General features: G+C 61.4%; 18 protein-coding genes and 1 pseudogene. 7 read left to right on the top strand and 12 right to left on the bottom strand.

Annotation, left to right across the window (positions count from 1 at the left end):
* Positions 1 to 4: 4 nt before the first annotated feature.
* Together GC119_RS05670 and GC119_RS05665 are read left to right on the top strand one after the other, a co-directional pair.
* Positions 5 to 1,066 carry a threonine aldolase family protein gene (locus tag GC119_RS05670; RefSeq protein ID WP_070776519.1) on the top strand — a complete coding sequence of 354 codons (1,062 nt, stop codon included), beginning with the start codon at positions 5 to 7 and terminating at the stop codon, positions 1,064 to 1,066.
* A 98-nt stretch (positions 1,067 to 1,164) separates the two neighbouring features.
* On the top strand, positions 1,165 to 2,370 hold the full coding sequence (locus GC119_RS05665; protein WP_070576116.1) for a CaiB/BaiF CoA transferase family protein: 1,206 nt from the start codon (positions 1,165 to 1,167) through the stop codon (positions 2,368 to 2,370).
* A 56-nt stretch (positions 2,371 to 2,426) separates the two neighbouring features.
* On the opposite strand, the gene GC119_RS05660 is transcribed toward GC119_RS05665, so the two are convergent.
* From GC119_RS05660 to efeU, 4 genes are all read right to left on the bottom strand, one after another.
* A complete protein-coding gene (locus tag GC119_RS05660; protein WP_070776520.1) occupies positions 2,427 to 3,557 on the bottom strand; it encodes an aminotransferase class V-fold PLP-dependent enzyme in 1,131 nt (376 codons plus the stop codon).
* A 90-nt stretch (positions 3,558 to 3,647) separates the two neighbouring features.
* Entirely contained in the window at positions 3,648 to 4,943 is a 1,296-nt protein-coding gene (gene efeB / locus GC119_RS05655) for an iron uptake transporter deferrochelatase/peroxidase subunit (protein WP_070576111.1), read from the bottom strand.
* Positions 4,940 to 6,190, bottom strand: a complete 1,251-nt coding sequence (gene efeO / locus GC119_RS05650; RefSeq protein WP_070576109.1) for an iron uptake system protein EfeO — start codon at positions 6,188 to 6,190, stop codon at positions 4,940 to 4,942. Before efeO ends, efeB begins: the two co-directional genes overlap by 4 nt.
* Positions 6,187 to 7,182 carry an iron uptake transporter permease EfeU gene (gene efeU, locus GC119_RS05645; protein ID WP_070576106.1) on the bottom strand — a complete coding sequence of 332 codons (996 nt, stop codon included), beginning with the start codon at positions 7,180 to 7,182 and terminating at the stop codon, positions 6,187 to 6,189. The genes efeO and efeU overlap by 4 nt, the downstream gene beginning before the upstream one ends.
* Positions 7,183 to 7,391: 209 nt before the next feature.
* Between efeU and panC the strand changes: the two genes are divergently transcribed.
* The 3 genes from panC (at position 7,392) to GC119_RS05630 (ending at position 10,944) form a co-directional block, all read left to right on the top strand.
* Positions 7,392 to 8,285, top strand: a complete 894-nt coding sequence (gene panC / locus GC119_RS05640; protein ID WP_151952673.1) for a pantoate--beta-alanine ligase — start codon at positions 7,392 to 7,394, stop codon at positions 8,283 to 8,285.
* Between the two features lie 90 nt (positions 8,286 to 8,375).
* Entirely contained in the window at positions 8,376 to 9,176 is an 801-nt protein-coding gene (locus GC119_RS05635; protein WP_151952672.1) for a DUF805 domain-containing protein, read from the top strand.
* 286 nt (positions 9,177 to 9,462) lie between these two features.
* Positions 9,463 to 10,944: an APC family permease gene (locus GC119_RS05630; RefSeq protein WP_151952671.1), complete on the top strand. Its 1,482-nt coding sequence runs from the start codon at positions 9,463 to 9,465 to the stop codon at positions 10,942 to 10,944.
* A gap of 66 nt (positions 10,945 to 11,010) precedes the next feature.
* Here GC119_RS05630 and GC119_RS05625 read toward each other — a convergent pair whose 3' ends face one another.
* Positions 11,011 to 12,258, bottom strand: a complete 1,248-nt coding sequence (locus GC119_RS05625; protein ID WP_151952670.1) for a trans-sulfuration enzyme family protein — start codon at positions 12,256 to 12,258, stop codon at positions 11,011 to 11,013.
* Between the two features lie 228 nt (positions 12,259 to 12,486).
* Here GC119_RS05625 and GC119_RS05620 point away from each other — a divergent pair, with 228 nt between their 5' ends.
* Positions 12,487 to 13,644, top strand: coding sequence for an ImmA/IrrE family metallo-endopeptidase (locus GC119_RS05620; RefSeq protein WP_151952669.1), 1,158 nt, complete (start codon positions 12,487 to 12,489; stop codon positions 13,642 to 13,644).
* Positions 13,644 to 13,766: pseudogene (locus GC119_RS05615) on the top strand (DUF4411 family protein); the annotation flags it as partial. The gene GC119_RS05620 and the pseudogene GC119_RS05615, both read left to right, overlap by 1 nt.
* Positions 13,767 to 14,127: 361 nt before the next feature.
* On the opposite strand, the gene GC119_RS05610 reads toward GC119_RS05615, so the two are convergent.
* The 7 genes from GC119_RS05610 to GC119_RS05580 all read right to left on the bottom strand — a co-directional run bounded on the left by GC119_RS05610 (position 14,128) and on the right by GC119_RS05580 (position 21,854).
* The gene (locus tag GC119_RS05610; protein ID WP_019174168.1) at positions 14,128 to 14,493 is read right to left on the bottom strand and encodes a GntR family transcriptional regulator; all 366 of its coding nucleotides are present in this window, start codon (positions 14,491 to 14,493) and stop codon (positions 14,128 to 14,130) included.
* Entirely contained in the window at positions 14,493 to 15,485 is a 993-nt protein-coding gene (locus tag GC119_RS05605; protein WP_151952668.1) for a hypothetical protein, read from the bottom strand. The genes GC119_RS05610 and GC119_RS05605 overlap by 1 nt, the downstream gene beginning before the upstream one ends.
* Before the next feature lie 237 nt (positions 15,486 to 15,722).
* On the bottom strand, positions 15,723 to 16,376 hold the full coding sequence (locus GC119_RS05600) for a heme oxygenase (biliverdin-producing) (RefSeq protein ID WP_061941810.1): 654 nt from the start codon (positions 16,374 to 16,376) through the stop codon (positions 15,723 to 15,725).
* Between the two features lie 60 nt (positions 16,377 to 16,436).
* The gene (locus GC119_RS11025; RefSeq protein WP_226829287.1) at positions 16,437 to 18,629 is read right to left on the bottom strand and encodes an HtaA domain-containing protein; all 2,193 of its coding nucleotides are present in this window, start codon (positions 18,627 to 18,629) and stop codon (positions 16,437 to 16,439) included.
* Positions 18,626 to 19,987, bottom strand: coding sequence for a hypothetical protein (locus GC119_RS05590; RefSeq protein ID WP_151952667.1), 1,362 nt, complete (start codon positions 19,985 to 19,987; stop codon positions 18,626 to 18,628). The genes GC119_RS11025 and GC119_RS05590 overlap by 4 nt, the downstream gene beginning before the upstream one ends.
* Positions 19,984 to 20,835, bottom strand: coding sequence for a heme ABC transporter ATP-binding protein (locus tag GC119_RS05585; RefSeq protein ID WP_062020000.1), 852 nt, complete (start codon positions 20,833 to 20,835; stop codon positions 19,984 to 19,986). Before GC119_RS05585 ends, GC119_RS05590 begins: the two co-directional genes overlap by 4 nt.
* Positions 20,832 to 21,854: a FecCD family ABC transporter permease gene (locus GC119_RS05580; protein WP_019174173.1), complete on the bottom strand. Its 1,023-nt coding sequence runs from the start codon at positions 21,852 to 21,854 to the stop codon at positions 20,832 to 20,834. The genes GC119_RS05585 and GC119_RS05580 overlap by 4 nt, the downstream gene beginning before the upstream one ends.
* Positions 21,855 to 21,866 lie beyond the last annotated feature (12 nt).

Raw genomic sequence — 21,866 nt, 5'->3', positions numbered from 1 at the left:
GGACATGGCAAAGCTCAATTCCCCTGAACTGACATCCCACGACCCGAGCGTCTATCACTTCGGGTCGGACAACTACGCGGGAGCCCACCCGGAAGTCCTCGACGCGCTCAAGCGGGTCAGCGGCGGACACGTGCCCGCTTACGGCGACGACCCCTACACGCAGCGGCTGCGAGCGTGGGCGCGCGACACCTTCGGCCAGCAGGCCCTCATCTACCCCGTCTTCAACGGAACAGGGGCCAACCTGCTGTCGCTGTCATCCGTCGTTCCACGCTGGGGCAGTGTGATTGCCGCACCCACCGCGCACATCAACACCGACGAAACCGGCGCGCCGGAAATCACGGCGGGGCTCAAAATCCTGCCCGCACAGACCGAGGCCGGCAAGATCACACCGGAGGCCGTGCGGGCTGCAGCATCCAACCGGGCATTTATCCACGAATCTCAAAGCTGCGCAGTTTCGGTCAGCAACTCCACTGAACTGGGCACCGTATATTCACCAGAAGAATTCCAGGCGGTTGCCCACACCGCTCACGAACTTGACATGGCCGTTCACCTGGACGGATCGCGGCTGGCCAACGCTGCAGTCAGCTGTGATGCCGCCTTGGCCGACATGGTGGCCGGGGCTGACATCGTGTCCCTGGGCGCCACAAAGAACGGCGCCATGAGTGCAGAGGCCGTTCTGGTGCTCCAGCCCGACCGGGTTTCCGGCATTGACTATCTGCACAAAGTGCTGCTGCAGCTGTCCTCTAAAGCCCGCTACCAGTCGGCACAGCTGCTGGCCATGTTCGAAGGCGATCTCTGGAAGCGCAATGCACAGCACGCCAACCGGCAGGCGGTCCGGCTGGCGCAGAAGCTTTCGGATGCCGGATTCACGGTGCCCACGCAAGTGCAGGCCAACACCGTCATCGCCCAGATCGACCCTGAAGTCGCCCAGGCTGCCCACGCCGCAGGGCTTCTGTTCTACGCCTGGCCGGCTGTTCCCAGCGGCCATCGCTTTATGTGCGCGTGGGACACACCGGATCACGCCATCGACATGCTGGTTGAACGGTTGGCAGCACACCGGGCCTGAAAGTGATCCACGCCACCACATACGATGGGGCGGGACATATAAGCGGCAGCGCGGGCTGCGAAAGTGTTCGCCGCAGAGCTAAGGAGTGTTAGGGCCGGATGAAGAATTCACTGCAGGACATCACAGTTCTCGACCTTTCCCGGGTGTTGGCAGGACCGTGGTGCACACAGAACCTCGCTGACCTCGGTGCTGACGTCATCAAGGTTGAACGGCCCGGTCCCGGTGATGACACCCGCAGCTGGGGTCCTCCCTACCTTGAGGGCACAACCCCCGAAGACGGCTATTCGGCCTACTACATTGCGGCCAACCGCAACAAGAAGTCCATCACCGTCAACTTCCGCTCCGAAGAAGGCAAAGACGTCATCAAACGGCTGGCGAAAGATGCCGATGTGGTTGTTGAGAACTACAAGACCGGTTCGCTGGCTCGCCTGGGCTTGGACTACGACGACCTGCGCGAAATCAACCCAGAGCTCATCTGGGTGTCCATCACCGGCTACGGACCCACCGGCCCGAAAGCTGAAAACCCCGGCTATGACTACGTGTTTCAGGGCATGAGCGGCTTTATGAGCTACACCGGACGGGCGCAGGGCGAAGAAGGCGCCGGGCCCATTCGCGCCGGTGTCGCCATCATTGACCTCATGACCGGCATGTATGCCACAACCGCCATCCTTGCGGCCCTCCACGAACGTGAACGCACCGGCAAGGGCCAGCGCATCGATGTCACGCTGGCTGATGTTTCGGTTGCACTCAACGCCAACCAGGCATCCAACTACCTAGTCGGGGGTGTGCCACCAGCCCAGACCGGCACCTCGCACCCCAATGTCGCCCCGTATGACGTTTTCGAAGTTGCCGACGGCCACATGATCCTGGGTGTGGGCAACGACGAACAGTACCGACGACTGACTGAACTGCCCGACTTCGAACTGCTGCGCGGGGACGACCGTTTCCAGTTCAACCGCGATCGCATTCGGCTGATCGGCGATCTGCGGCCGATCGTCGCCCAGATTATGAAGCAGAAGACCATGGACTACTGGACGCACGTTCTCGACGAAGCCGGTGTGCCCTTTGGGCCGATCAACACCATGGACAAGGTCTTCGAAGATCCGCAGGTCAAGCACCGGGGAATCAAGATCGAAGCCGATGGGCACTACGGTTCGGTGCCGATGGTGCGCAGCCCGCTTGTCGAAGACAGCGCCGATGCCACAGCACCTCCGGCACTGGGCGAACACACCGACGAAGTCCTCGCACAGTTCGGATTCACTGCCGAACAGATCGCTAAGATGCACGACTCCGGCACAGTGTGAAGACAAATGTGCGCCGTTGGTCACTGGGCGGCGCACACCATCACGCTTGACTGGCCTCAGCTTGTGCGGGCTTTGTCGATTCCGTCCAGCAGGCGCTCCACGGTGCCTTCGACGTCGTCCCATTTGTCGAGGCCGAAAAGTCCCAGGCGGAAAGTGCTGAAGTCTTCGGGTTCGCCTACTTTGAGCGGAACTCCGGAAGCCACCTGCAGGTCACCGGCCTTGAACTTCGCACCGGACTGTTCCTGTGGGTCGTCGGTGTAGACGACAACTACCGACGGAGCTTCCCAGCCTTCGGCGGCAACGGACCGGTAGCCGCGCTCAGTCAGCCCTGCGCGGACGCGCTCACCGAGTTCGATCTGCTGGCGCATGATCTTGTCCAGTCCGCGTTCTTTGGCTTCGCGCATGATTTCGAGGTTGTGCAGCATGGCGTCGGTCGGCATAGTCGCGTGGTACATGTGCTTGCCGGCGCGGTAGGTTTCCGACACGGTGTGCCACTTCTTCAGGTCCATGGAGAAGCTGCTGGATTCGGTTTTTTCCAGGCGGGCGAGCGCGCGTTCGCTCAACATGACGTAGGCCATGCCGGGCCAGCCGCTCCAACCCTTCTGGGGTGCGGAGATGAGCGCGTCAACGCCGAGTTCCCGCATGTCGACCCACAGCGCTCCGGAGGCAATGCAGTCGAGAACAAAGAGTCCGCCCTGTTCGTGAACGGCATCGGCGAGCGCCTTGATGTATTCGTCGGTCAGCACGATGCCGGACGCGGTTTCCACGTGTGCTGCGGCAACGACTTTCGAGCCCTGCTGTTTAATCGCGTCGACCACTTGGTCGACTGCAGGCGGGGCGAAAGCGGGTGTGGCTGAATCGTCAGAGGCGACAGCGGACACGACTTCGTGGTCGGTCAGTTTGCCCATTTCGATGATCTGCGTCCAGCGGTAGCTGAAGAATCCGTCGCGCACGATCAGCGTGGGCTGGCCCTCCATGAACTGGCGGGCAACCGATTCCATGCCGAAGGAACCGCTGCCGGGGATGACGACAGCCGCGTCTGCGCTGTAGGTTTCACGCAGCAGGCCGTAGAACTCCTGCATTGCGTCGACGAACTTCTGGGACATGTGGTTGACGGCCCGGTCGGTGAACACCACCGAGAATTCCTGCAGGCCGCCCGGGTCAACGTCTTCGCGTGGCAAACTCATGTCTCCAGCGTACCGCCGCGCAACTCCCGAGGTGCCTGTCCCTACCCGCTTGGCACCTCGGGATCCGTGTGGTCATCCGGGCTGTGCGGTTCAGTTCGATTCGAACAGGCCCTGCCCTATGTACTGGTCTGCGCTGACACCGGGAGGAACAAGGTAGGTTCCCGTGCCGGTGGTCTTGAGGTATTCCACGAACAAGTCGTCGCGCGCCATGTTCTTGTGCACGCGTGCGAATCGTTCGGGGCTGTTGACGAATGCGATGAAGAACAGTCCCGCATCCAGTCGGCCCTGTTCGTCATTGCCGTCGACGAAGTTGTAGCCGCGGCGCAGCATGCGCACTCCCCCGTTGTTCTTCGGGTGGACGCGGAACACGTGGGAGCGTTCGTCGATGACGGGACGGCCGCGTTCGTCTTTTGCGGTGAAGTCCGGTTCGCTGAATTCTCCCCCGCCGGTCAGGGGTGCGCCTTCTGCTTTGTCCCTGCCGGTCACGCGTTCCTGTTCGCCCAGCTGCAGGGTGTCCCACACTTCGATTGTCATGTTGATGCGGCGGGCCACGAGGTAGGAACCGCCGTGGGTCCAGGTTGGTCCTGAGCTGATCCACACGTGTTCGTCCAGTGCTGCGCCGTCTTCGGCTTTGATGTTGGCGGTTCCGTCTTTTTGACCGAAGAGGTTCCGCGGCGTTTTCTGGTCTTGTGTGGTTGATGAGGTTCGGCCGAAGCCCAGCTGTGACCAGCGCAGACGTGCTGTTCCGACGGCTATGCGAGTGAGGTTGCGGATTGCGTGGACGGCCACCTGGGGGTCATCCGCGCAGGCTTGAACACACAGATCGCCGTGGGAGCGTTCAGCGTTTATGAAGTCGTTGACCATCACCGGCATGGTCGCGAATTCTTCGGGCATGTGCTTCTTCAGCCCGAACCGGTCTTTCCCTTTTTCGTCTGTGAACAGCGTGCGTCCGAAGCCGAAGGTCAGTGTCAGCCCTGATGCGCTGAGGTCGACGGCTTCACCTGAATCGTCCGGTGGGAAGAGTTCTCCCCCGCCGAAGGCGCCCTTGGCGGTGACGTCGCCGCCCATCGTCAGCCGGCGGGCGGCTTTCGTCCATTTCTGAAGGAGTTCGATGACATCATCGCGCTCAGCCTTTTCTGTGAGGTCAAAGGCTGCGAAGTGCATGCGGTCTTGGGCCGGGGTGACGATCCCGGCTTGGTGTTTGCCGTCGAAGTCGTAGATGAGATCGCCGGGTGTCTCTTCTTGGTGCTGTGCTCGGGTGCTGGCGTATACCGCACCTGCGGCAATTGCCGCCCCGGCCGCCCCGCCGCCGAAGACTCCCAGGAGTCCTCGGCGGCTCAGCGTGTTCGCACCGCCGCCGTCTGGTTGGGCGTCCTCGCCGGTCATTCGCTTTCCTCGATGCCGAGCACCGTTCCGGTGAGCTTGGACAGCGGTTCGCGCAGCTCGTCGATCTGAGCGGTGAGTTCGGCCTGCTGTTCGGCGTTTACGGTCGCGTAGCTGGGGAAGCCCTTTTCGAGGCTGCCGTATTCGCCCAGCAGGTCTTCGAGCTCTCCGTATTCTGTGTCGATTTCGTCTGCGAGCTTTTTGCCTTCTTCGCCTTTGGATTCGGCGATGGGGCGAACGAGGTCAAACGCAATGCGCGATCCTTCGATATTCGCAGCGAAGTCGTAAAGGTCGGTGTGGGACCACCAGTCTTCTTCGCCGGTCACTTTGGACACGGCAACCTCTTCGAGCAGACCGGAGGCTCCGTTGGAGACGGTGTCGACGTCGATCTGGTTGTCTTTGATGAAGTTTTTGTCGTTGACGGTTTCGTTGAGTTTCTTGACATCGGACTTCAGCGCGTCAGCGATTCGCTTCCGGTCCTCTGGGGTACTGGGCTTCCAGGCTTCAAATGCGTCAGAGCCGTCGGAGTTGCGGTCGCCCTTCTTCGGCTCCCACAGGTCTTTTTCCATGCGGTGGAAGCCGGTCCACTCCTTGATTTCGGGGTCGTCTTTCTTCAGCTGATCTTCTTCTGCCAGGTAGTCGACTTCGCGGTAGTCGATGCGCGGGTCCAGTGTTCCCAGGGCTTCTGCGATCGGCTCGATCCGTTCGTAGTGCACGCGGGTCGATGCGAAGAGGTCCCGCGCTTTTTCGTCTTCGCCAGCCGCGTAGGCGTCAGCGAACTTTTCGACCTTGGGTTCGAGTTCCCCGGTTTCCTTTTGGACGAACTTGACGTAGTCGGCGACGACTTTGTCGAACAGCTCTTTGTCGCTGCCGGAGACTTCGACTGCTTCGCCGGTGACCTTGAAGTCTGTTTGGCCGATGTTTGCGCCGCGCAGGCCGGGTTTGCATGCAGTGAAGTAGTCGCCCGGCTGCAGTGAGACGGTGAGGTCGGCTGTTGAGCCCGGCGCGATGTTCTCTTTTTCTGCCACAACGCGCAGGCCGTCGTCGCCGAGGATGTAGAACTCAGTGACCTTGGTGCCGGTGTTCTCGATGCTGAAGGTGCGTGTGCCGCTGTCGGCAGAATCTGCTGAGACGTCGCACTTGTCGTCGGCTGCGCTCACGCTGATGCTGTCGCCGTCTGCTGCTGGTTCGCACGCGCTCAGCAGGGCGGTTCCAGCGATGACCGCCAAGGCAAGGCCGGTTTTCTTCATGATTCTCCTTGTTCTGATGAGCTGACGAGGTGCCGCTCGTCTTGGGTGTTTGTCTTCGGGTTGGCCGTTTTCGCGTCTTCGATGCGCTTTTTCTTTGCCCTGCGGGTGCCCAGGGTTCGACGCACAAAAGGTGGGATGACCAGGACCATGTAGATGAACCAGGCTGTGACTTCCAGCCAGCTCATCTGCGGTACGAAGCCGACTGTGCCTTTGAGCAGTGCGGCGATGAAGCTGTCCGGGGCGAAGGAATCGGAGAAGTCGAAGGCCCATCCGAAGGGGAACGCCGCACCCCAGAAGGGGTAGTCCGCGAATCCGGTGAGGACTTCTCCCGTACGGGGGTGTGTCGGACTGATGGGGGCGCCGGAGAACGGTCCGGGCAGAACGGCGGCTTCCTGCAGGTCGTGGATGCCGTAAGCGAGGATTCCTCCGGCCACGATGAGCAGGAATGCTCCCGACCAGGTGAAGAACCTGCCGAGGTCGATCTTGAGGACTCCCTTGAACAGTCCCCAACCCATAAGAACGGCTAGGCCTATGCCGAGGAATGCGCCGGCGAGCGCGGTGACGGTGTCGGTCCAGCCCCACAGGATGAGGGTTGTTTCGATGCCTTCGCGTGCAACTGAGACGAATGCGAGGACGGTCAGCGCTGTCCCGCTGCCCGCCGTGACTGCGGCGTCAACCCCGGATTCGAGGCTTTTCTTCAGTTTGGGGCCGCTGGTGACCATCCATACGACCATGGCGGTGATCATGACGACTGCCAGCAGGGACATTGATCCGCCGATGATTTCCTGCGCTTTGAAGCTCAAGCGGGAGCGACCGAACGTGAATACTGCGCCGAGCACGGCCGACAGGATGACTGCTGAGACGACGCCGAACCAGATTCGGCGGCGCAGATCATCACGGCCCAACTTGCGAGCGTAGGCGATGAGGATGCTCACGATGAGCGCGGCCTCAAGGCCTTCGCGCAGGCCGATGAGCAGAGCGGCTAGAAACATGGTGTCCTTTTATCGGGCAGCGGTATTCGCTGTGTTCTCACAAAACCCTGCCTGTTTCACCACCGCGCATCAGCATTACGCAAGACTTTTCAGTGGTAATGAGGTAAGGCTCACCTAATATACCCCTATTTGCATGTCTTCTGCACCATTCCGCCGCGGGTCTACCATTGGTGCGGCTGGTTGAACGCCGACTGTGCCTGGGAGGTTGTATGTCTGTTGTCGTTGCCCGCACCGTGAAAGAGCTGCGCGCTGCTCTGCAGCGTCTGCTGCGCGAACGAGACGGCGACACTGTCGGCCTCGTTCCCACGATGGGTGCGCTGCATTCGGGCCACGAAGCGCTGTTCCGCGCCGCCCAGGGCAATTCCGTTGTTGCCGCATCGATCTTCGTCAACCCTCTGCAGTTCGACGATGCCGAGGACTACGAGAACTATCCGCGCACACTCGATGCTGATGTCGAAGTTCTCGAACGTGCCGGTGTTGACCTCGTCTTCGCACCGAGTGTCGAAGAGATGTACCCCGGCTACCCTGACGGCCCGCTGGTTTCCGTGACAGCAGGAAACATGGGGCGCGTTCTTGACGGCGCGTCGCGTCCCGGACACTTCGATGGTGTGACGACGGTCGTTTCGAAGCTGTTCAACATCTTCAGCTCCCCAGCACAGCTGCACGCGTACTTCGGACAGAAGGATGCCCAGCAGCTCATGATCATCAAGCGCATGGTTGCCGATCTCAACATCGACGTTGAGATTGAGCCGGTCTCCACGGAGCGCAGCCTCAAGGGCCTTGCCATGTCCAGTCGCAACCAGCGGATGACCCCGGAGGAAAGCGAAGCCGCGCTTGTCCTGTCCCACGTGCTCACAGAACTTGCCGAACGTGCCGAAGCCGGTGGTGAGCTCCACCTCGACCGGCTGCGCGAAGAAGTCAACAGCACAGAAGGAGTCACCCTCGATTACCTGACCCTGGTCAATCCGGCAACGCTCGAGGTGACCGAGCAGCTGCCCGCTCTAGCGCTCATTGCCGCTCACGTCGGCCCGGTCCGGCTGATTGACAACATGATGATTCCCGCGCGTGCGGACAGTCGGTCCTCTTCTGAAAGCCAAGCTTGACGGCATCGGCATAATGGTTGCTGGTTATGCTCCGGCCGCTGACCTTAGAACCTCACCACACTGGCCGGGACACCTAAGAAAGCAAAGACTATGAGCAGCTACCCAGGCAGCAACGACCCCTACAATCAGGGATACAACCAGCACGACAGCGCTGGCCAGAACAACTCCCCCGAAAACCCATACGGTCAGCAGGATCCCTACAGCCAGCCCGGCGGATACGGCCAGCCTGACCACTCTCAGCAGCCTGGCGCATACAGCCAGCCTGGCGGGTACGGCCAGCCGAGCCAGCCCGGTGCTTACAGCCAGCCTGGGGCCTATGGCGGACAGGACCCCTACGGCCAGCCCGGTCCATTCGGTGCGCATGCAGCCTACGGCCAGCCGGCACCTCAGCTGTTGACTGCTGAGGAGTACCGCGCGCAGGGAATGCCGCTTCCAATCAGCCAGCCGGTCTACGGCGTTTCCATGATCGAGGCGTATAAGCGGTTCTGGAAGAAATCCTTCCGGTTTTCCGGATACGCATCGAAATCCGAGTACTGGTGGCCGCAGCTGATCAACGGCGTCATCATGCTCGTCCCTCTGCTCGGCGTGATCATCATCCAGATCATCATCGCGGTTTCAGCCGCAACAGCTTCTAACCCCGACGCCGCCGCCGTTGGTGCTGGAATCGCCGGCATCTTCGTGTTCCTCATTTGGGGCGCAGTCGTTCTGTTCAGCCTCGCCGTGATGATTCCGTCGCTGTCAGTCGGCTGGCGGCGCCTGCAGGATGCCGGATTCCCCGGCGCACTGACATTCATCAGCCTCGTTGCCAGCATCGTCGTCCTTATCATGTGCGCACTGGAAACCAAGCCGGAAGCACGCCGCCCAGAATGGGAAGACACGACCGGCGACTGATATACGCGAACTGAACACATAGCTGAATCGATAACGGCTGGGGGCGCCAGTGTGCTGATGCACCGGCGCCCCCAGCGTGTTGTTGGCCGGTTCTCTCGTTGAGTGCTGCCCGCTCTTGGGTGCGGATCTGCCCTGATCCCGTGGCGGATGCTGCATGGTTTCCGACAGGGCTGAGAACGCACAATGTGAATTTGAACATAAAAGGCCTTATTCTTGCTGGGCACAGTTCCACAGACCCTCGGACTCGTCGCACTTTGGTGCGAGGGTCGCTGACAAAGGAGACAGCATGACCGCGCCGGAACAACAGGCGGGAAGCTACACACAGGTTTCCCACGACTCCATCTTCAAAAAGGCCATGGGCCGACTCGATGCGCTGTTTGTGGGCTTCGGCGCCATGATCGGCTTCGGCTGGATTGTTCTGGCCGGCGGTTGGATCGAGCAGGCGGGGACCATGGGCGCACTTCTGGCGTTTGCCGGCGGTGGCGTCATCATGGCGTTTGTCGGTGTTGTGTACTCCGAACTCGTGGCTGCCATGCCGCTTGCAGGCGGTGAACACAACTACCTCATGCGCGCTATGGGGCCGAAACTGTCGATGATCGGTTCATGGTGCATTGTCGGCGGCTACATCACGGTGGTCATGTTCGAGGCCGTAGCAGTGCCGAAGACAGCGCTGTACCTGCTGCCGGACATTGAAAAGATCTTCCTCTGGAATGTTGCTGGCTTCGATGTGTATCTGACCTGGGCGCTCATCGGCGTTGTCACTGCGATTGTTCTGACCTACATCAACATCCGCGGTGTGAAGGTTGCATCCCTCGTGCAGACGTTCGTTGTTTCGTTCCTGCTGATTGTCGGTCTGCTGCTGGTCACCGGTGCGGGTGTTGGCGGCGAAATGAAGCACGTCGAACCGTGGTTCTCCGGTGGTTTCACCGGCTTCGCACTGGTGTTGACCACCGTGCCGTTCCTCTTTGTCGGCTTCGATGTTCTGCCACAGGCCGCCGAGGAGATCAACGTCAAACCGCGCCAGATCGGCAAGCTCGTCGTCATGGCCGTGCTCATGGCCGCCGCCTGGTACGTGGTCATCATCTTCACCACCTCGATTTCGATGCCGCACAGCGACATTGCGGCGCTCAACGCCGACGGCGGGCTCGTCACGGCTGATGCTCTTTCGGCCATGCTGGGTCACCCCACGTGGGGCAAGATTGTCATTGCCGGTGGTCTGGCCGGCATCATCACCAGCTGGAACGCGTTCCTCATGGGAGCATCCCGCCTCATGTGGGCACTTGCTCAGTCGGGCATGCTGCCGGCATGGTTCGGCAAGATCCACCCCACCTACCGCACCCCGATCAACGCTCTGCTGTTCATCGGCACGCTCTCGGTTATCGCGCCGTTCCTCGGTTCGGCAATGCTGGGCTGGGTTGTCGACGCCGGTTCGCCGATGATCGTCATCACCTATTTCCTCGTGTCGATCGCATTCATTCAGCTGCGCAAGAAGGAACCCCACATGGAACGCCCCATGCGCGTAGGCGGCAAGGGCAACGGCGGCATCGTCATCGGTGCCATCTCGGCTGTTCTCTGCCTGTTCCTGTTTGTGCTGTACCTGCCGGTCACCCCGTGGTCGGCTCAGCTCGCATGGCCGTCGTGGCTGATGTTCGGCCTGTGGCTGGCTGTCGGCGTCGCCCTCATGCTCCGCCTGCCCGGCGGTGTGCAGCCGGGACCGAATGCCGAAGCTGAGCTTCTGAAGAAACTCGGTCGGGAATCCCACCGCTGACCCAGTCCTAAAACGCACGAGGTGCCGCTCACCTTCCCAGGTGAGCGGCACCTCGTGCTTTGTCAGTCAGGAAACGGGGCCGAAGGTGGCATCGAGAGCCGCTGCGAGATCGCCGATGATGTCCTCGGCTGCTTCCAGGCCGACCGAGAACCGCAGGTGACCCCACTTCTGGAACTCGGGCGGGTAGGCGGCAACGCGAGGACCGTCGGTGCCGACGTGCACGATGAGCGATTCGTCATGTCCGAGCGATACCGCGGAGGTAACCACGCGCAGATTCGCCACGAAGCGGTTCTGGGTGTCGGAATCTCCTTCAACAGCGAATGCCAGAACACCGCCGAAGCCGCGGTTTCCGAAGAGGCGTGTGGCGACCTCATGCTGTGGGTGCGACTTCAGACCCGGGTAGGCGACGTAGGCAACTCGAGGATCAGCGTCGAGGAACTCGGCCACCTTCTGGGCGGAGTCCAGGTGCTGGCGAAGCCGTAGCGGCAGGGTGATCGAGCCGCGGCTGATCAGCCACGCGTTGAATGGCGAGATGATGCCGCCGACATCGACCATCGCGTCATGTTTGATGGGACGGATGGCTTCACGGCTGCCGATGACGGCGCCGCCCATCGCGTCGCCGTGACCGTTGATGTACTTGGTCAGCGAGTGCACAACCAAGTCCGCACCGTCTTCCAGCGGGCGGTACAGGGGTGGCGGGGTGAACGTCGAATCAACCACCAACAGGGCACCGGCCCTGTGGGCGATGTCCGCAATCTTCGGGATGTCAGTGATCTTGGTTGTCGGGTTCGCGATGACCTCAACGTGCACCAAGCGTGTGTTCGGGCGAATGGCGCTTTCGACTTCTTTGGGGTCGCTCGCGTCAACGAACGTTGCCTCAATGCCGTACTTCTGCGGCAGCAGTTCTTTGAACAGGCGCCATGTGGCCTCATAGGTGACATCGGCAACGACAATGTGGTCACCTGACTTGAGATAGCTGAAGAACACCGCGTGCAAAGCGGCAACACCGGAGGCGAGCGCGACAGCGTCCTCGCCGCCTTCGAGTGCTGCCAGTTTCTGCTGCAAAGCCAGCTGGTTAGCACCCGAATTGCGGGTGTAAAGCGGGACATCGGTGCCGGACCAGCTGACGCTGGATGGGTCCTCGGGCAGAGCGTAGGAGTTCGCCAAGACAATCGGCGTGCGAATGGCACCCGAACCTTGATCAATCTCATTGCCGACGTGCACCGCCTGAGTCGTGAAGTCGAGACTTGAGGGGTCGGATTTGTCGGGACGTTTGGCTCGGGGCTGGAAAGACTGAGGTGTGTGCGTGCTCATGCGGTCACGATAAAGCTCGGTGGTGGTTCCCGGTGTTCTTCTGTACATGATTTCGTCACACGGACCAGGCAAGCCCGGGGGCAGAAGGACAAAGTCCTGAAAGACACCGCCAAGTATCCACAACGCCTCTGCGCAGCCGTTCCTCGGCAAAGTTCATGTCAGTGCTCCTACGTAGACTGTTAACCAGAGCCAGATCTCGACTTGAAAGTGGAAATTGGAGGTGACGGAATGACTGTCCACATTGAAGTCGCGCCAGATCTGCTCCAGTGGGCAGTCGAAAGAGCGGGGTGGGACGACGAAACTGTCGCACGTCGTGCGCCCAAACTCGATGAGTGGCTCTCTGGCTCCCGCATTCCGACATTGAAGCAGCTGGAAAAGTTCGCCGCGGACACTCACACCCCCTTCGGGCTGTTGTTTCTGTCTGAACCGCCTGCAGAAGACGTGCCTATCCCAGACATGCGCACCATCGGAAACGCTGCTGTCCCCCGGCCGTCTGCTGACCTTCTGGACACGATCTACCTGTGCCAGGCGCGCCAAGACTGGTACCGAACCTATGCGCAAGACAACGGCATAGTCGCACCTGAGTTTGTCGGCTCCGCAACGACCCAAGCGTCGCCGGTGCTCGTGGCGGACAAGATGCGTGAATTGCTTGGCTTTGATCTACCTGAGCGGAGCACATTTGTCAGTTGGCAGGATGCCCTGCGCCGTCTCATTGATCGCATCGAAAACATCGGTGTGCTGGTAATGGTCAATGGGGTGGTCGGAGCGAATACTCATCGCAAACTCAACCCCGAAGAGTTCCGCGGTTTCGCCCTGGCTGACCCGCTTGTACCTCTGATCTTTGTAAATGGCGCTGATACCAAGGCCGCACAGATTTTCACTTTGATCCACGAACTGGCTCACATATGGCTGGGAACAAGCGCCCTGTCCGATGCCGCTATGGCCACCAGCCACGGCGCAGCCGAGGAACTTTGGTGCAACCAAGTTGCCGCCGAGGTGCTGGTTCCGCTTACTGCGCTCCTCGATGACTACCGCGGTGAAGCGGATACCGAAGAGCTAGAACGCCTTGCCAGAAAATACCGAGTCAGCACCCTCGTGGTACTCAGGCGCATCTTCGACGCTCAACTGCTGACCTGGGAAGACTATCGTGAGCGCTATAAGAACGAACACAACCGTGTGATCGGCATTCTCGCGGCTAGCCGCGACAAAAGCAGCGGCGGCAACTACTACTACACGCAGCCACTTCGGCTTAGCCGCCAATTCGCCCAAGCGGTGATCGCCAGTACTTTCGAAGGGTCCACCACCTACCGGGAGGCTTACCGCTTACTCGGCACCAAGAAACACGCAACTTTCGAGAACCTGGCCACAGAATTGGGAGTGGCCTGATGTACCTCCTGGACGCCAACGTTCTCATCGAAGCTAAGAACCGTTACTACGCCTTCGATATTGCACCTGGATTCTGGGACTGGCTCCATCAGGCCCACCTGCAGTCATTAGCGTGCAGCATCGAGGCAGTCCGAAGCGTTACCTTCCCGACCCCCTGTTCACCGGTGTTCGGGCCGACTCAGTTCGGCCACAGCCCTTGCCAAACCTCCCGTGATCGGGGACCTGGCCATGATCGCGCCGATGACGATGGCCATCAAGACAATCAGCATCGCTGCTCCTTCCGTAACAACACACACTAAACAAGGACCTGATACGCCGCTGGTGGCGCGCACAACCCTTGAGGAAAAGCACAGAAAGCGAAAAGTACGAGGTGCCGCTCACCTTCTCAGGTGAGCGGCACCTCGTCCTTTGTGTTGGGGTGGGCGGTCCGGCAGTGGGCGCGGCAGGCGCTACGGCCTGCGGCCCAGCGGTCAGTCCGGCCGGTCAGCCTTTCTTCAGTTCCGCGAAGGCCCGCTGCAGCAGTCGGACTGCCGCGTCAACGTCGATGCCCTGTGCGCTGAGTGCCCTGGCGTGAGCGCGGGAGGCTTCCAGTGCGGGATCGGTGTCATCGGGAGTGTCTTCCGTAACGATCGTTCCGTTTCGGCCAGCCGTGCGCACATAGCTGCGGCGTTCAAGTTCCCGGTACGTGCGGGCCACGGTGTTGGGGGCCAACCCAAGGTCACCGGCCAAGCGACGCACTGCCGGCAGACGAGCCCCCGGCGGCAGCTGACCCGACTCGATTTGGGCCATCAGCTGATCGCGCAGCTGTTCATACGGCGGAACATCACTCTTGGGGTCGATGCGCAGCATTACTTGCCCTCCCCCTGTTCGCCGGCGGCTGGGTTCTGGTTGACGGGTGCGCCGGCTTCCGAGGTGCGGCTGATCTCAGCCGGCGCGTTCGGCCACAGCTTGCGCCACGGGGTGCGGTTCAGACGTCCCGGCAGAAGGGGCAGGGTGACCATCGCCGCAGCAACAAGGCCGATGATGAAAGCTGCGAAGGCGAGCGTGATTGTCAGGTTTTCTGCGCCTTCCCGCACAGCTGGGCGCGATACGACGTCAACAACGCTGATCAGCGAAAAGATTGCCGCGACGACTGCCATGGCCACGGCGTTGTCACCCAGTGCGCGCAGAGCTGTTGTGCGTTCTGCGTCATCCCATGCCAGTTCGAGGTCGTTCCCTGCGTGCTGCGGGCTTGCCACAAGTTTGTGAGCGGCGTAGAACATGACGGCCCACATGGCCAGAAGCACACTGTTTGCCCCGGTCAGAGCAGCAAATCGACCGTCGAACTCAGCTGGCATGTGCGGAACTTTGGCGGCGAGCACCCACATTCCAACGGTGCTGATAACCAGTGATGCGGGGACCAGGAAGAAGCAGATCACCTCGCTCTTGCTGACGTAGTCCGGCACGGTTGTGTGTATTGCTCGGGCCACCCGTGGGCGGTCTTCGGCAAGGGGCGTCGTGCGCAGCACCGGCAGCAGACTGCCGAAGGCGCTTCCCACTGCGAGCCCACCCAAAATGAGCGGTGCGTAAACGGCTTCTCCGTTATCCCAACCGGCAATGATCCGAAGGAGGGCCACTGCGAGGAAGCCGATCAGCAGGCCCCCAATCGACCACAGGAGCGATGACCTTTCGCGGCTGACCAGCCGATCGGTGATCGCTGGGCGAAGATCACCAGGAAGTGGGAGTCCCTGTTTGGCTGCGTGCTTATCGATTTCTTTGGTGTTCACTTTGCCGAACCCGCCCGTGAAGGGAGCTTGGGCCAGCACTACGCCGATGATGATCACAATCCAGAATGTCTGCATCGCCTCTCCTTTCGTATCAATACATAAAATAATGTACTGATACAAAGTTGGGGTGCGCAACCCCCTTCAGCAAAAACACAGAAAAAAGGACGAGGTGCCGCTCACCTGAGAAGGTGAGCGGCACCTCGTTCTTTGTATGGGGGTGGGGCCCCAGCGGGGCACGCCGCGGCGAAGCAGCGCTACAGCACCAAAGCGCTCATCACCTCGACACCCACCACGCTTGTCAGCTGGGAGCGGTCACAGTCCGCGCGCTGCTCCGAGTTCGCGGAAGATCGCCTTGTTCAGGCGGAAGCCAAGTTCGGCTTCGGCGATGAGAGCTTCCTGCTGTGCTTCGCTCAGCGACACAGCGTCAAGCTTGGCCCTGTAGTCGTCCTTGAACAGCTTCGGCTTGTCGATTCCGGGGAAGCGCCACATGTTGAGTGCTTCGTCTTCGATCGAGTAGTGCCGCTTGACCAGTTTGCCGATCGCCAAGCCGCCGGACAGGTCACCCAGGTAGCGCAAGTAGTGGTGGGCCAGCAGCTGTTCGGGCTCAAGTCCAGACTGGAAGCGCTCTGCCAGCAGGCGCGTTGCTGTGACCGGCACCGGCGGCTTCCTGTCAGTGCCGAGCAGCTGGTCGAGGTCGTCATTGATTGCCTGCGTGCGTGCCAGTCCGGGGTGGTCGAACATTGCGAGCACCGAACCCGATGATGCGGCCTGCACAGCCGATTCCAGTGCCGGATACAGCACTGCGTACTGTTCCAGCAGCGCAATGTAGGCTTCGCGGTCGAGTTTTCCTCCCATGAGATCGACAATGAAGCGCTCGGATTCGGCCGCGCTGTGTTCGCGCTGGGTTTCTTCGCGCAGTCGCTGTGAGAATGACGCGGTTTCCGCGGGTGGGACTGTGATGGTCATGTTTCCTCCACGAGGTGTTGGCCCGGTTTCCGGGTTTCTTTCTTTTTGTCTGTAAGTGGTTTAGGTCCAGGTGCTCGGGTCGAGCCCGATACTTCTGCGCAGCAGCCAGCCGATTCCGACGGTTGCCGCGATGCCGGCGGCTGCGGTTGCTCCGCCAAGCCCCCAGCTCTTCGCACTGATTGAGCCCATGCCTTCGGATCGGCGAGCTTCGGCTGCGGTGGCAGCGAAAGCGGTCTTGTCTTCCACGTCTGCCGGCTGAGCATTGGGGCTCTGCGGCAGAGCGCCGGGCCCACTGCCGGATCCGGCAGCGCCGGGGCCGCCAACACCGGACCCGCCGACGGTGCTTGAGCCGGGCACGGTTGAACCGGTCGCGCCTGCACCGGCAGCGCTTTGACCAGGTTTGGCCGGTTCTGACGCTGGGGGCTCGAAGCTGTTGTCAAAGGCAACCGTCAGCGGCAGCGCGGGTTTGCGTGCGTCTGCAATTCCGCCCGAGGAGTACCAGTAGGAGCTCTGCCCGGTTTTGACGTTGAAGTCGACAAAGCTCTTGGGGAATGAACCCCATTCGCTTCCGGTGCGGTCCTGCGGCGTCAGACCGCCGCCGGCTTCGTATTCAACTCCCTGGTAGTCGGGGGTGACGGTGAATCCGCCGTCCTTGACTGCCTTGTCCACATCGAGCCCGGAGAATGTGGCCAGTGTGATGGTTTCGGACTTCAGCTTCTCCCATTTCGACAGGTCTTCCATGTCTGCGCCGTAGCCGGATGCGGTACCCGTCAGCTCGCCCTTGCCGTCCTTTGTGACGGTCAGCTTCGGATCGGCGACCGACCAGTAGGTCATGCCGGAGTAGAACACGATCGTGAATCCGCCGTCCCAGCTGGCAGTGATTCCGCCGTCCTCGAAGTCAATGCTTCCGGCGCCCATGTTCAACCGCGATTCGTGGTGCGAGTTCTTGTCCGCTGCCACGACTCGCCCGCCGTAGCGGTCATCGCACTTGTTCTGCCATGTTGCGGTGTGGAACTTGCCGGATGCGTCGGGCTTTTCGATTTTCACGTTGCCGTCGCTGGGCTTGTACAGCTTTCCGGGTGCGTCCCACACAACCGCTCCGCCGTTGTCCGGGGACACGCCCGCGGACAGGAAGTTGCATGTGCCGGGTGCGAACCCACCGGCGCTGCTTTCCTTGTTGATCGCCCAGAACAGGGTCGCGTCTGATCCCTTCGGGGTTTTCGATGGCTTCTTTTCTTCTGACGAGGTGCCGCCCGGCTTCTCCTCGCTGTCTCCCCCGGTGTCGGGTTTCGGCTTAGGCTGCTGCGAATCAGTCGGAGGCTGTTCGGGCACGATCGGGGTGCCCGTGAACGACACGCTCAGCGGGCTGGGCTTCTTGCGCACATCAGCGGCTCCGCCGGAGGTGTACCAGTACTGGGTCTGGCCGGTCAGTACGTTGAAGTCCACCCAACTCTTGGGGAACGAACCCCAGCCGTCTTTTTCTTTGTTCTGGTCTGGCTGTCCGCTGTCGATGCCCTCGTAGTCCGGGGTGACTGTGAAGCCGTTTTCATCGAGCTCAACCGTGTTGTTTTCAAAGTCGGCGATGGTGCCTTCAACGGGGTTGAGCTTTTCCCACTTGGATAGGTCCTCCATGTCGGTCCCGTAGCCGGAGAAGGTGCCGGTGAGCTTGCCCTTGCCGTTCTTCACCTCGAGCTTCGGATCACTCACCGACCAGTAGGTGTATCCGGAGTAGTACACCAGGGTGAACGAACCCTCCCACTGGATGGTGCCCGTGTTCGCAGCGGTGTCCACTTCTCCCTTACCGCCGGAGAACTGGACGTAGTTTCCAGAGTTCACGCCTGAGGTGTTGACGCGTTTGCCTTCCGGGGTCTGGCATTTGTTGTCCCACGTGATCGGCTGCGTGCCGCCATCAGCGGTGGGCCGCAGAATCTCCACGTTGCCGTCTTTCGCCTTGAACAGTCCGCGCTTTTCGGCGTCATTCGGCCACAACGAGGATCCCCCGTTGTCGCCTGCCACACCTGCGGAAAGGAAGTTGCATGAACCGGGCAGATACGCACCTGAGCCGGATTCTGCATTGATTCCCCACGTGAGGGCGGCGTCTGAGATTTTCAGCTTCGACGACTCAGCCTCGGACCCTTCCGCGCTGTCAGCAGGCGATGCAAAAGCTGCCGTGCCGATTGCGATACCCGCAGCAAAGAGGAACAGCAGAAAAGCTGCCGCGGCTGCCACCAGGGTTATTGCTGTGCGCTTCATCGCTGATCCTCCCGTGCATCTGCTTCGCCCAGCAGGCGATCCATGACGAGCGTTGGGGAATCTCCTCCTGCAGCACCGGGTGGTGTGCCCTCGGAATGCACCTGCTGACCGCCCGCCGCCTGGCGCTGCGTGTGGCTGCCGGTGGCCCCTGCGTCGTTGTGGATGAGTTCAAAGAACCGCATGGGTCCGGCCGCAGGTTGGTCCTGTGCACCGGGCTGCTGAGCGTAGGAGTGCTGTTGGGCGATGACCGGATAGCGCACTCCCGCGTCTTCCATGTCAGCGCGGGCGATCTTGGCATCGGCTGCCCTTTCGCGTTTGCGGGTGCGCGCATCCTGCTTCACGCGGAACTTCTGCAGTTTGCGTTCGCGCTTGTGCTCTGCCGCGATAGCGCGCTTAGCCCTGCGCGTGCGCACGCGCTCCAATGCTTCGGGGCTGACACCCAGAAGCAGCGATTTCACTGCCATGTAGGAACCGACTCCCACGGCCAGGGCAACCGCACAGATGGCGAGAACAACCCCGATCATCAGCAGAAACACCATGCGGTTGGCGTTCGTGTTGATCGCATCAACCTGATCGGGCTCCAGCAGGGGCCCTGACACCGGCTGCTGTCCACCCGCTGCTCCCGGTGCCGGTGCGGCGGGGGCGTCTGCGTTCTTCTGGTCCTTGTTGTCCTTCTGCGCATTGGCTTTCGGTGCGGCTGCCGCGCCGGATGCGCCGTTGTTCTGCTGCTGTTCGCCGCCGGACTGGCCAGCCGCTGCGGCAGCAGGGAACTCAATCGGCGTGAAGGTTTCGTTCTTGGCGTTCGCCACGCCGTGCGCGCCGATCGTGATGATGCCGCAGCGCTCACGCGTGCAGTCAACATCGACCGGATTGCGCTCGCGGTCATAGGACGTGAAGCGAGCGCCCGGCAGGATGATTTCGCCTGACCATGTTCCGTCGGCCTTCAGTGTGCCGCCGTTGGCAGCGTGAGCTGTTGACGATCCCGGGAACGTGACGAACAGCTGATAGCCCACCGGATTCGATTCATCGTCATAGGCGTAGCGCAGGTTTGTGCCCGTCTTGCCGCCCTTGCTGGGCTGCCACGTGCCTTCGGCAACACCGAACAGAACATAGATGCCGCCAAAGCCGTTCTGCACCGATTGGAAACCGCTGCCGGAGAGTTTGAGGGTCGAGGTGCCGTCAACAGAAGGCGTCCCCGACACGGAAACCCGGGCCGCCGCCTGGGCGGGTTCGGAACTGACAGCGGCACTCGCGAAAGCGCCCATGCCGCCTATGAGCACAGCGGCAGCCGCGGCAGCCAACCGCCGCAGCCCCAGCCGCTTCTTCCGGCTGCCCGGTGCGTGTCCAGGCTGATTCATGACATGTCCTTTCTGGAAGGGCGAACCGGCACCACAAGCGGTGAACCGGATACCGGGTCGGTGAGAACAGTGACGGGATGGCCGTAGGCTTCGCTGATCCGCTCGGCCGTCAGCACCTCTTCCGGTGTGCCGTCAGCGGCAATGCGGCCGTTGTTGAGCAGGGCAATTCGGTCTGCGTAGGCGCCGGCCAGATCAAGGCTGTGCAGAACCACGACAACAGCGGAGCCGGTGGCCGCGTATTCACGGGCAATCGTCAGCACGAGCTCCTGGTGGCGGATGTCCATAGCCGCTGTCGGTTCGTCCAACAGCAGAATCGGGGCGGCCTGCGCAAGGACGCGGCCCAAAGCGGCACGCGAACGCTCGCCACCGGACAGCGAGGTGAAGGTGCGGGAAGCAAAGCGGCTCGTGTCCGTGCGCTCCAGGACTGCGGACACGATCGTGTCGTCATCGGCTGCCGCCTGCGTCCGCTGCCACGGGGCGCGGCCCATTTCAACGACCTCCAACACCGTAAACGGGAAGGACACATCGACCTGCTGCAGCAGAACAGCCCGGCGCATAGCCAGTTCGCGGGTGTTCCAGGCATAGGACGGGTGATCGTTGATGGTGACTGACCCGGAGGCTTCCTCAACATCCCCGGTGATGACACCCAGAAGTGTGGACTTCCCGGCGCCGTTGGGACCGACAAGAGCCAGCACCTCGCCCGCCCGGACATCCAGACTGGCCCCCTCAAGTACCTTCCTTTCGCCGTCGTAGGACACCGTCACCTGGTCCACCGACAGCACGGTGCTTCCCGGTGCGGGGACTTCCGGCAGACGGCTTTCACGGCTGCGACGCAGCTTTTCGATCATGCCCAGCCTCCTGCCTCACGACGGCTGCGGCGCAGCAGATAGAAGAAGTACGGTCCGCCGATCAGCGCGGTCAGCATGCCAATCGGGAGGTCGGCGAACTCGATGAGCGTGCGCGCAGCCAGGTCGGCAAAGGTCAGCAGCACCGCGCCGCCGAGCACCGATGCCGGCAGCAGCAGACGGTGGCCCGGTCCCAACAGCATGCGCATCAGGTGCGGAACCACCAGACCGACGAAGGCGATGATGCCGACAAACGCAACCGCAGCACTGACCAGCAGAGCCGACAGGACCATGGCGTACAAGCGCAGACGCTCAACATCGACACCCAGGTGGCGGGCCGCCTTTTCACCCAGAGACACCAGGTCCAGGCCCCGGGCCAGAAACATCGTCAGGCCGATTCCCACGACCACCAGCGGAACGACAATCGCAACCTGTTCCCACCGGCTGCCGTTGAAGCTGCCCATCTGCCAGAACACGATCTGCTCACGTGCCTGCGTGGGGGCTTTGAACACGATGAACGAAATGAGCGCACCGGAAATCGCGTTGACCGCAACACCCGTGAGGATCAAAGTGACGACTTCCGTCCGGCCGTTCGACCGCGCCAAGACGTACACGACGATCGTTGTGACCAGACCGCACACAAACGCCAGGAACGGAACCGTGAATCCGCCCAGGAAGCTCAGGCCGTGCAGAAACGCAAACGACGCACCGACGGCAGCACCGGAAGACACTCCGATCGTGCCCGGTTCAGCCAGCGGGTTGCCGAAGATGCCCTGCATAACAGCACCGGCAATAGCCAAGGCAGCACCCACGAAGACCGTCAGAACAATCCGCGGGAAGCGCACCTCCCACAGGGCCTCAGCACCGAATTCGTGCGACGGACCGGGCAGCCAGTTGATGCCCACCGACTGCAGAACGGAACCCACAACTTCCTTCGGCGCAATGTAGAGCTGACCCAACATGGCCGAAAGCAGAGTTCCGCCAAGAAGCAGAACCACCAAAGTCGTGAAGACGGTGGTCACCCGAGCAGCCGA

Origin of the sequence: Brevibacterium sp. Marseille-P9724 (assembly GCF_902500275.1) — a bacterium.
Classification (GTDB): domain Bacteria; phylum Actinomycetota; class Actinomycetes; order Actinomycetales; family Brevibacteriaceae; genus Brevibacterium.
This window is presented reverse-complemented; position numbering and strand designations above follow the sequence as displayed.

Excerpts from the sequence above, each read along its gene's own strand:
- efeO (WP_070576109.1), bottom strand. The coding sequence starts at position 6,190 with ATGAAGAAAACCGGCCTTGCCTTGGCGGTCATCGCTGGAACCGCCCTG.
- efeB (WP_070576111.1), bottom strand. The coding sequence starts at position 4,943 with ATGACCGGCGAGGACGCCCAACCAGACGGCGGCGGTGCGAACACGCTG.
- GC119_RS05605 (WP_151952668.1), bottom strand. The coding sequence starts at position 15,485 with ATGCAGACATTCTGGATTGTGATCATCATCGGCGTAGTGCTGGCCCAA.
- GC119_RS05635 (WP_151952672.1), top strand. The coding sequence starts at position 8,376 with ATGAGCAGCTACCCAGGCAGCAACGACCCCTACAATCAGGGATACAAC.
- GC119_RS05610 (WP_019174168.1), bottom strand. The coding sequence starts at position 14,493 with ATGCTGCGCATCGACCCCAAGAGTGATGTTCCGCCGTATGAACAGCTG.
- GC119_RS05625 (WP_151952670.1), bottom strand. The coding sequence starts at position 12,258 with ATGAGCACGCACACACCTCAGTCTTTCCAGCCCCGAGCCAAACGTCCC.
- GC119_RS05620 (WP_151952669.1), top strand. The coding sequence starts at position 12,487 with ATGACTGTCCACATTGAAGTCGCGCCAGATCTGCTCCAGTGGGCAGTC.
- efeU (WP_070576106.1), bottom strand. The coding sequence starts at position 7,182 with ATGTTTCTAGCCGCTCTGCTCATCGGCCTGCGCGAAGGCCTTGAGGCC.
- GC119_RS05670 (WP_070776519.1), top strand. The coding sequence starts at position 5 with ATGGCAAAGCTCAATTCCCCTGAACTGACATCCCACGACCCGAGCGTC.
- GC119_RS05585 (WP_062020000.1), bottom strand. The coding sequence starts at position 20,835 with ATGATCGAAAAGCTGCGTCGCAGCCGTGAAAGCCGTCTGCCGGAAGTC.
- GC119_RS05665 (WP_070576116.1), top strand. The coding sequence starts at position 1,165 with ATGAAGAATTCACTGCAGGACATCACAGTTCTCGACCTTTCCCGGGTG.
- GC119_RS05630 (WP_151952671.1), top strand. The coding sequence starts at position 9,463 with ATGACCGCGCCGGAACAACAGGCGGGAAGCTACACACAGGTTTCCCAC.
- GC119_RS11025 (WP_226829287.1), bottom strand. The coding sequence starts at position 18,629 with ATGAAGCGCACAGCAATAACCCTGGTGGCAGCCGCGGCAGCTTTTCTG.
- panC (WP_151952673.1), top strand. The coding sequence starts at position 7,392 with ATGTCTGTTGTCGTTGCCCGCACCGTGAAAGAGCTGCGCGCTGCTCTG.
- GC119_RS05600 (WP_061941810.1), bottom strand. The coding sequence starts at position 16,376 with ATGACCATCACAGTCCCACCCGCGGAAACCGCGTCATTCTCACAGCGA.
- GC119_RS05590 (WP_151952667.1), bottom strand. The coding sequence starts at position 19,987 with ATGAATCAGCCTGGACACGCACCGGGCAGCCGGAAGAAGCGGCTGGGG.
- GC119_RS05660 (WP_070776520.1), bottom strand. The coding sequence starts at position 3,557 with ATGAGTTTGCCACGCGAAGACGTTGACCCGGGCGGCCTGCAGGAATTC.